At 44.5% G+C, this 5,953-nt stretch carries 6 protein-coding genes; 1 reads left to right on the forward strand and 5 read right to left on the reverse strand.

Annotation, left to right across the window (positions count from 1 at the left end; translation table 11 throughout):
- Nucleotides 1-149: 149 nt before the first annotated feature.
- The gene (locus OU793_RS23210) at nucleotides 150-1,274 is read left to right on the forward strand and encodes a flagellin (RefSeq protein WP_069536320.1); all 1,125 of its coding nucleotides are present in this window, start codon (nucleotides 150-152) and stop codon (nucleotides 1,272-1,274) included.
- Nucleotides 1,275-1,355: 81 nt separating this feature from the next.
- On the opposite strand, the gene crr is transcribed toward OU793_RS23210, so the two are convergent.
- The 5 genes from crr to cysZ all read right to left on the reverse strand — a co-directional run.
- Nucleotides 1,356-1,865, reverse strand: a complete 510-nt coding sequence (crr, locus tag OU793_RS23215) for a PTS glucose transporter subunit IIA (protein ID WP_005382041.1) — start codon at nucleotides 1,863-1,865, stop codon at nucleotides 1,356-1,358.
- Between the two features lie 121 nt (nucleotides 1,866-1,986).
- A complete protein-coding gene (ptsI, locus tag OU793_RS23220; RefSeq protein WP_005489822.1) occupies nucleotides 1,987-3,711 on the reverse strand; it encodes a phosphoenolpyruvate-protein phosphotransferase PtsI in 1,725 nt (574 codons plus the stop codon).
- Nucleotides 3,712-3,851: 140 nt separating this feature from the next.
- A complete protein-coding gene (locus tag OU793_RS23225) occupies nucleotides 3,852-4,109 on the reverse strand; it encodes an HPr family phosphocarrier protein (protein ID WP_005436894.1) in 258 nt (85 codons plus the stop codon).
- A 298-nt stretch (nucleotides 4,110-4,407) separates the two neighbouring features.
- Nucleotides 4,408-5,376 carry a cysteine synthase A gene (gene cysK / locus OU793_RS23230; RefSeq protein ID WP_005489833.1) on the reverse strand — a complete coding sequence of 323 codons (969 nt, stop codon included), beginning with the start codon at nucleotides 5,374-5,376 and terminating at the stop codon, nucleotides 4,408-4,410.
- A 163-nt stretch (nucleotides 5,377-5,539) separates the two neighbouring features.
- The coding region (gene cysZ, locus OU793_RS23235) for a sulfate transporter CysZ (protein WP_274647857.1) at nucleotides 5,540-5,953 on the reverse strand (414 nt) is incomplete at its 5' end.

A 5,953-nucleotide genomic window follows, 5' to 3' on the forward strand; every position in this document is an offset into this window, starting at 1 on the left:
GCGCCAAACTCAGCGCTAAGTCTTCTAGGTTAATCTACCTAACACGACAAGATACAAAAGCCAGGCTCATCCCTGGCTTTTTGCTTATCGGCTATACCGATTTAGATGCGTCCTAACAGGATGTTCGACAAGGCATTCATATCGATTAGATGGTCTCTTTAAATACCAATGTTGCCGCGATGATGACGCAGCGACATCTTAGCCAAGCAGCTGCTCAAAACGTTGAGTCACAGAGAAACCTGTCTTCGGGATATCGGATTAACTCAGCAAGCGACGATGCTGCAGGCCTACAAATATCGAATACTCTCCATGTTCAAACGAGAGGGATTGATGTCGCCTTAAGGAATTCTCACGATGCCTATTCGGTCGCTCAAACCGCAGAAGGCGCGTTGCATGAGAGCAGTGATATTCTGCAACGGCTACGCTCTCTCGGGCTTCAGGCCGCAAATGGCAGCCATGAACAGGATGATCGTACAAGTCTTCAACAAGAAGTGATTGCACTACAAGATGAATTGGATCGTGTGGCAATCACGACGACATTCGCGGATAAAAACCTCTTCAATGGCTCTTATGGTTCTCAGAGTTTTCATATTGGCGCCAATGCGAACTCTATATCATTGACGCTCAGAAACATGCGTACGCACATACCTGAAATGGGCGGGCAACATTATCTGGGTGACAGTTTAGACAAAGACTGGCGGGTAACGAGAGATAACCAACAGTTCGCGTTTGAATATCAAGACAATGAAGGCCAAACACAGTCTAAAGCATTAACACTCAAAGTAGGCGATAACCTTGAAGAAGTGGCAACCTACATTAATGCCCAGCAATCGGTAGTCGATGCTTCTGTAACGCAAGATCATCAACTGCAGTTTTTTACCTCGACACTGAATGCGCCAGAAGGCATCACATGGAAAGGCAATTTTGCCGATGAGATGGATATAGGTTCCGGTGAGTTGGTGACCGTTGATGATCTCGATATGTCGACAGTAGGAGGCGCTCAGCTTGCCATTGGTGTGGTGGATGCGGCGATAAAGTATGTTGATTCTCATCGCAGTGAAATCGGTGGATTTCAGAATCGTGTGAGTGGCACGATCGATAATTTAAACACCATTAACCGGAGTGTTTCGGAATCAAAAGGGCGAATTCGAGATACAGACTTTGCTCGGGAGTCGACAGTAATGGTGCGCTCTCAGGTGCTGCAGGATGCGACAACTGCATTACTCGCTCAAGCGAAGCAAAGGCCGAGCTCAGCACTAGGCTTGCTCAGTTGAACGTGTTTCAGCGATGCGCATCGCTCAGAAAAAAGTCAGATAATAAAAAAAACCGTTTTTTCGTGTTCGGATAAGTAAAAATTACTTAGTTACACGTAGAACTGGAGTTTCACCAACAGTTACAGAACCAGAAAGCTTGTTCAGCTCTTTGATTTCGTCCATGTTAGAGATAACAACTGGAGTTAGTGTTGACTTCGCTTTCTCTTCTAGAAGAGCTAGATCGAATTCAATTACAGTGTCGCCAGCTTTAACAGTTTGACCTTCTTCTGCGATACGCGTGAAGCCTTCGCCTTTAAGTTCAACTGTATCGATACCGAAGTGAACGAAAAGCTCAACACCGTCGTCAGACTCGATAGAGAATGCGTGGTTAGTTTCGAAGATCTTACCGATAGTACCGTTTACAGGAGCTACCATTTTGTTGCCTGCTGGCTTGATAGCAATACCGTCACCAACGATTTTCTCAGCGAAAACAACATCTGGCACATCTTCAATGTTTACGATTTCACCAGATAGTGGTGCGATGATTTCGATTGCACCAGCGTCAGCGCTGTCATCAGATACAAGCTTCTTAAGTTTGTCAAACAGACCCATTGTGTCATGCTCCTAAGGTTTGGTTTTATTCTGTCGAATTATAGTATACCAATATAGCCCATTAGACGACTTTTTTCGCCGTCTAATGGCCATTAAGTATTGAATAACTTGGTACTACTGATTATTGAGTTTTCTCAGCAATGAACTTTTCAACTACTGCTTCAATTTCTGCTGCAGTAGGTAGAGAAAGCGCTTCTTCAGCCATTGCTTTCACTTCTGCGAAGTTAGAGTTACGAATAACTTTCTTCACTTTAGGGATAGAGATACCGCTCATTGAGAACTCATCCAGACCCATACCTAGAAGTAGAAGTGTTGCACGCTCATCGCCTGCAAGCTCACCACACATACCAGTCCACTTACCTTCAGCGTGAGAAGCGTCGATAACTTGCTTGATCACGGTTAGTACAGCTGGTGATAGTGGGTTGTAAAGATGAGAGATCATCTCGTTACCACGGTCTACCGCTAGAGTGTACTGAGTAAGGTCGTTGGTACCGATAGAGAAGAAAGATACTTCCTTCGCTAGGTGGTGTGCGATCGCTGCTGCTGCAGGTGTTTCAACCATTACACCGATTTCGATGTTTTCGTCGAATGCAAGACCTTCAGCACGTAGCTCTGCTTTGTACTCTTCGATTGCGTTCTTAAGCTCGCGGATTTCTTCAACAGAGATGATCATTGGGAACATGATACGTAGCTTACCGTGTGCAGACGCACGTAGGATGCCACGTAGTTGATCACGAAGGATTTCACGACGATCCAAGCTGATACGTACTGCACGCCAACCTAGGAACGGGTTCATCTCTTGAGGTAGATCCATGTACGGTAGATCTTTATCGCCGCCGATATCCATAGTACGGATGATCACAGCTTGACCGTTCATTGCTTCTGCAACTTCTTTGTACGCTTGGTACTGTTCTTCTTCAGTTGGTAGCGCAGTACGGTCCATAAATAGGAATTCAGTACGGTACAGACCAACGCCTTCACCACCGTTACGGATGATACCGTCACAGTCTTTCACTGTACCGATGTTGCCGCAAACTTCTACGCGGTGACCATCTGTTGTTTCTGCGTGTAGGTCTTTAAGTTTTGCTAGCTCTTCTTTCTCAGCTAGGAATGCAGCTTTAACTGCTTTCGCTTCTTCTACTTCAGCTTCTGATGGATTAACAACGATCTTGTTGTTCATCGCGTCAAGAATCAGCATGTCGCCATTCTTAACTTTCTTAGTGATGTCGTTAGTACCAACGATAGCAGGAAGCTCAAGAGAGCGAGCCATGATAGAAGTGTGTGAAGTACGACCACCGATGTCACAAGCAAAACCCAGCACGTAGTCTAGGTTGATTTGCGCTGTTTCAGATGGCGTTAGGTCGTAAGCAACTAGGATAACTTCTTCATTGATGTCGCTTAGCGAAACGATGTTGATGCCTAGTGCGTTCTTCACGAAACGAGAACCGATATCACGGATGTCAGTTGCACGTTCTTTTAGGTATTCGTCGTCTAGAGACTCAAGAGCACATGCTTGCTCTTCGATCACTGAGTGGATAGCGTGATCAGCAGTCATCTTGTCGTTTTTGATAAGTGCTAGGATTTCCTCTTCTAGCTCTTCGTCTTCAAGAAGCATGATATGACCTTCAAAGATCGCTTCTTTTTCTTCGCCGAAAGTTTCAAGCGCTTTTTGCTTGATAGTTTCTAGCTGAGCTGCAGATTTGTTACGAGCGTCAAAGAAACGTGCAACTTCTGCTTCTACTTGATCATCAGAAATAGTGTTTGTGTTTAGGACAATTTCATCTTCTTGAAGTAGTAGTGCTTTACCGATTGCAATACCAGGAGATGCTAGGATGCCTGAAATCATAGCCTTACCTTAAGTTTGGTCAACTTTATAAAACGGGAGAATAATGGGTGCGCTAACGAATAGTTTTAGCTTAGTTTTGAGCCTATTTCCAACGAAGCCATTTTGCTTTCACAAAATGGCTTCTGGAGTAGGAGACCGGATTAGTGTAGTTGGTCCATTAGAGCAACTAGGTGGTCTACAGCTTGCTGAGCTTGTGGGCCTTCAGCAGAAATAGTAACAAGAGTACCTTTTACTAGGCCTAGTGTTTGTAGTTTGAATAGGCTCTTAGCGCTAGCGCTTTTACCGTTAGAAGTCACAGTGATGTCCGCGTCGAATGCTTTAGCTTCTTTAACGAACTGTGCAGCTGGACGAGTGTGAAGACCGTTTTCTGCTGTGATTTCTACTTGCTTCTCGTACATGTGATATACCCCAATAAATGTATTTTTTTGTTAGTTTGTGACTAGATTTAGCTTAACTGCTTTATATCTTGTGCGCTAGCACGGGAGAGTTCAAAGCGTGTCAGTTCTGATACTAGTCAAAAGTTTGGTAACTACGCAACTGTTTGCGTGCGCAATTACTTTGAAACCTTTTTGTGTTCTGCTTCTTTATTTTGAAGCTAGAAATAAAACACCCTGATATTACCAAAGGTAGGGCAGGGATCAACAAAAAAGCCCCTGAACGGGGCTTTTTTAGACGAAAAATTGATTTGACCACATATTATTGTTGGTTCTCTTTTTCGGTAAAGATACCAGCAAATAGTGCCGTACTTAGGTAACGTTCACCTGAGCTTGGCAGAATTGTCACGATGGTTTTTCCTTCAAATTCAGGTAGTTCTGCAATTCGGTTCGCAGCAACGACAGCGGCCCCTGAAGAGATGCCCGCAAGGATGCCTTCTTCTTCCATTAGTCGACGAGCCATCTCAATTGCTTCTTCAGAAGTCACTGGCTCAACTCGGTCGATAATGTCCAAATCTAGGTTTCCAGGAATGAAACCTGCACCGATACCTTGGATTTTATGTGGTGCTGGTTGAATTTCTTCGCCTGCTAGCGCTTGCGCGATTACTGGTGATTCTGCAGGTTCTACAGCAACAGAAGTGATCGCTTTACCTTTCTCACCTTTAATGTAACGGCTTGTACCAGTGATAGTGCCACCCGTACCAACGCCTGCTACTAGCACATCGATTTCACCGTCTGTCGCATCCCAGATTTCAGGGCCAGTGGTTTTCTCGTGAATTTGCGGGTTAGCAGGGTTGTTGAACTGTTGTAGAAGAAGGTATTTTTCAGGATTGCTTGCTACGATCTCTTCTGCTTTAGCAATTGCGCCTTTCATGCCTTTCGCTGCTTCGGTTAGCTCAAGGTTTGCGCCTAGTGCTTTAAGTAGCTTGCGGCGCTCAAGGCTCATTGATTCAGGCATAGTTAGAGTCAATTTGTAACCGCGAGCGGCTGCTACGAACGCTAATGCGATACCTGTGTTACCACTGGTTGGTTCTACTAGTTCTACGCCTGGCTTTAAAGTGCCAGCTTTTTCTGCTTCCCAAATCATGTTTGCACCGATACGGCACTTAACGCTGAAGCTTGGGTTGCGTGCTTCAATTTTCGCTAGAACGTTACCTTTGCTCACTTTGTTTAGGCGAACTAGGGGCGTATTACCAATGGTAAGAGAGTTATCTTCGTAGATTTTGCTCATAGTGATGTTCCTTCATTACACGTTGTGTGAATATGGATAGAAGAATATGCGGTATAAAAAAAAGGGAAAAGGATTAAAAAGTTATATCTTATTAGGTTGGCCGAGAATTTAGTAAAAAGAAAGGGAAGCGCATCGAACAGCCTTCCCTTTCACTAAATTTGACCTAGCGCTGATGTTTAAACTCTGCCACCCACATGGCGGTCGCACCGCATATTGCAACAGGCATGACGATAAGGTTTAAAATTGGAATCGTTGTGAATACTGAAACCAACACACCAAAGCCATAGGCTTTACCTTGCTTTTGTTTCAATTTGTAACGCATGTCGTTGAACGGAATTTTGTGGTTATCGAACGGGTAATCACAATATTGAATCGCGAGCATCCACGCGGTAAAGATAAACCATAAAACCGGGCCAACAGTTTGCCCTAGTGCCGGGATAAGTAAGAGCAAAAACAAGCCAATTGCTTTAGGCAGTATATAAAGCAGTTTTCTCCATTCGCGAGCAAGTACGCGAGGCACATCTTTTAGAACAGCCGTAAAGCCGTCGTCATTAATTTTTTTTCCGGTTAGCGTCTC

Origin of the sequence: Vibrio sp. VP6 (assembly GCF_028823755.1) — a bacterium.
GTDB lineage: Bacteria > Pseudomonadota > Gammaproteobacteria > Enterobacterales > Vibrionaceae > Vibrio > Vibrio parahaemolyticus.

Bases quoted from the DNA above. Each gene is read 5' to 3' on its own strand.
- OU793_RS23225 (WP_005436894.1), bottom strand. From the start codon at position 4,109: ATGTACGAGAAGCAAGTAGAAATCACAGCAGAAAACGGTCTTCACACT.
- cysK (WP_005489833.1), bottom strand. From the start codon at position 5,376: ATGAGCAAAATCTACGAAGATAACTCTCTTACCATTGGTAATACGCCC.
- crr (WP_005382041.1), bottom strand. From the start codon at position 1,865: ATGGGTCTGTTTGACAAACTTAAGAAGCTTGTATCTGATGACAGCGCT.
- OU793_RS23210 (WP_069536320.1), top strand. From the start codon at position 150: ATGGTCTCTTTAAATACCAATGTTGCCGCGATGATGACGCAGCGACAT.
- ptsI (WP_005489822.1), bottom strand. From the start codon at position 3,711: ATGATTTCAGGCATCCTAGCATCTCCTGGTATTGCAATCGGTAAAGCA.